Source organism: Methylobacterium sp. WL18 (assembly GCF_008040015.1).
GTDB classification, from domain to species: Bacteria; Pseudomonadota; Alphaproteobacteria; order Rhizobiales; family Beijerinckiaceae; genus Methylobacterium; species Methylobacterium mesophilicum.
Genome location: NZ_VRVD01000932.1, coordinates 1 through 1,381 on the forward strand (window position 1 = coordinate 1; position 1,381 = coordinate 1,381).

Genomic DNA, 1,381 nt, shown 5'->3' on the forward strand with positions numbered 1-1,381 from the left:
CCTCCGGCCTCGGCGACGCGGAGGCGGGGGCCGGCGCGGGCGCCTCGGTCACGCTGATCGAGCGCGACAGCCCGACCGCCCGGCTGATGGAGTTCGCCAAGATCAACGGCCAGATCCAGGCCGACACGGTGCAGCGGGTCGTCGACATGGTCCGGGCCAGCCCGGCCGAGACCGTCGAGGTGCTGCGCACCTGGATCCAGGAAGAGTAACGCGTCGAGGATCGGGGACGAACGATGGCGGCAGGTCTTGCGAATTCCCTGACGACCGAGGGCGGCGACGCCTTCGCGGCGATGCCCGGCCCGCAGCGCGCGGCCGCGCTGCTGCTGATGCTCGGCGAGGCCGAGGGCGCCCCGATCTGGCAGATGCTGGAGGAGGAGGAGGTCAAGAAGGTCAGCCACGCGATGGTCCAGCTCGGCACGCTGGAAGTCGCCACCGTCGAGAAGCTGATCATCGAGTTCGTGACGAAGCTCAGCAACAGCGGCGGCATCTCGTCGAACTTCGAGCGGACCGAGGCCCTGCTGCTCAAGATCTTCCCGTCCGATCAGGTCTCGCTGATCATGGCCGAGATCAAGGGCGCGTCGGGCAAGCGCGTCTGGGCCTCGATCGCCCAGGTCGATCCCGAGATCCTGGCTTCGTTCCTGCGCAACGAGTACCCGCAGACCGTGGCGGTGGTGCTGTCGCGGGTGCGGGCGGACTACGCCGCCAAGGTGCTCACCATCCTGCCCGAGGACTTCGCCATCGACGTCCTGAACCGGATGCTCCGCATGGAGACGGTGCAGAAGGAGGCCCTGCGCCACATCGAGGAGACCCTGCGGGTCGAGTTCGTCTCGACCATCGCGCAGACCCAGCGCCGCGACGCCCACGAGATGATGGCGGACGTGTTCAACGCCTTCGACCGCCAGACCGAGGGCCGCTTCCTGGCCGCCCTGGACCAGGCCAATCGCGGCTCGGCCAAGCGCATCCGCGAGCTGATGTTCACCTTCGAGGATCTGCTGAAGCTCGATCCGGGCAGCGTCCAGACCCTGATGCAGAGGATCGACGGCGCGACCCTGTGCCTGGCGCTCAAGGGCGCCAACGAGCCGACCCGGGCCTTCTTCATGAGGCAGATGTCGACCCGGGCCGCCAAGAACCTGACGGACGAGATGGCCTCGCTGGGCCCGGTCCGCCTCAAGGAGGTCGATGAGGCGCAAACGAAGATGACCGAGGTCGCCAAGGACCTCGCCGAGAAGGGCGAGATCATGATCGCCAAGAACAGCGCCGAGGAGGAGCTGGTCTATTGAACGCCTCCTCGCCCCAGATCGCGAAGCCGTTCCTGTTCGAGACCGACTTCCGCAGCCCGCGCCCGAGCGCGGCGGCCCAGCGCGCCGCCATGTAGAGCGTG

Annotated in this window: 1 protein-coding gene and 1 pseudogene; both read left to right on the forward strand. The window is 68.0% G+C overall.

Features of this window, described 5'->3' with window-relative positions:
• Window positions 1–209: pseudogene (locus FV228_RS29825) on the forward strand (flagellar M-ring protein FliF); the annotation flags it as partial.
• Window positions 210–233: 24 nt separating this feature from the next.
• The gene (locus tag FV228_RS29830) at window positions 234–1,280 is read left to right on the forward strand and encodes a flagellar motor switch protein FliG (protein WP_147857743.1); all 1,047 of its coding nucleotides are present in this window, start codon (window positions 234–236) and stop codon (window positions 1,278–1,280) included.
• The last annotated feature ends 101 nt before the right edge of the window (window positions 1,281–1,381 follow it).

Coding starts and splice junctions, on each gene's coding strand:
- FV228_RS29830 (WP_147857743.1), top strand. CDS start 234: ATGGCGGCAGGTCTTGCGAATTCCCTGACGACCGAGGGCGGCGACGCC.